The sequence below is a fragment of the Salinivibrio sp. KP-1 genome (genome assembly GCF_000968645.1).
In the GTDB taxonomy this organism is placed as follows: Bacteria; Pseudomonadota; Gammaproteobacteria; order Enterobacterales; family Vibrionaceae; genus Salinivibrio; species Salinivibrio siamensis.
Map to the genome: position 1 here is coordinate 1 of NZ_LAQR01000031.1, position 1,032 is coordinate 1,032.

General features: G+C 47.1%; 1 tRNA gene and 2 rRNA genes. All 3 read right to left on the reverse strand.

The features are described 5' to 3' along the window. Positions 1–302: ribosomal RNA gene (locus WN56_RS08670) — 23S ribosomal RNA — on the reverse strand; the annotation flags it as partial. Positions 303–612: 310 nt separating this feature from the next. Beyond that, positions 613–688: transfer RNA gene (locus tag WN56_RS08675), tRNA-Glu, on the reverse strand. Positions 689–769: 81 nt separating this feature from the next. Then, a 16S ribosomal RNA gene (locus WN56_RS08680) occupies positions 770–1,032 on the reverse strand; the annotation flags it as partial.

The window sequence follows — 1,032 nt, forward strand, 5'->3', positions numbered from 1 at the left end:
TTCCAACCTGTTCACCTAACGCCTAAGCCGCTTAAGGGCTGCTCCGGGTTCGCTCGCCGCTACTGCCGGAATCTCAATTGATTTCTTTTCCTTCGGGTACTTAGATGTTTCAGTTCCCCGAGTTCGCCTCTTAGCGCTATGTATTCACGCTAAGATACCTGCTTATGCAGGTGGGTTTCCCCATTCGGACATCGATGGCTCAAATGCCTCTTACCAGCTCACCATCGCTTTTCGCAGGTTAGTACGTCCTTCATCGCCTCTGACTGCCAAGGCATCCACCGTCTACGCTTAATCACTTAACCATACAACCCCAAGAGGTTTTATTTACGGCGAGATTGTCTAAAAAAGAAATCTGCGTCGCAAAACCACTCAGTGTTGAATCATCAACCAATTAAGGTTTTGTTTTTGCCGGACTCAAAATAGAGACTTTGCTTATTACTAAGACAAAGCCCAAGCACACTTGATTGTGTGAGTGACATTACATGTCACTGATTGAGAACTTTACTGTCATTCTTTAAGAATGACTTGTCAGCTTTCCAGATTGTTAAAGAGCATGTCGTTTATTGCTAAATAAACCACTTTGTAATCACACTCGAAAGTATGTTTATAAAGTGGCGTCCCATAGGGGAGTCGAACCCCTGTTACCGCCGTGAAAGGGCGGTGTCCTAGGCCTCTAGACGAATGGGACACGCTGATATGTTTGGGAACATATCCTCTTTAATACTTCAACCTATACAATCTGTGTGAACACTCGCAAAAATAGCGTCAGTAAGGAGGTGATCCAGCCCCAGGTTCCCCTAGGGCTACCTTGTTACGACTTCACCCCAGTCATGAACCACACCGTGGTAAACGCCCTCCCGAAGGTTAAGCTATCTACTTCTGGTGCAGCCCACTCCCATGGTGTGACGGGCGGTGTGTACAAGGCCCGGGAACGTATTCACCGTGGCATTCTGATCCACGATTACTAGCGATTCCGACTTCATGGAGTCGAGTTGCAGACTCCAATCCGGACTACGACAAACTTTAAGGGAT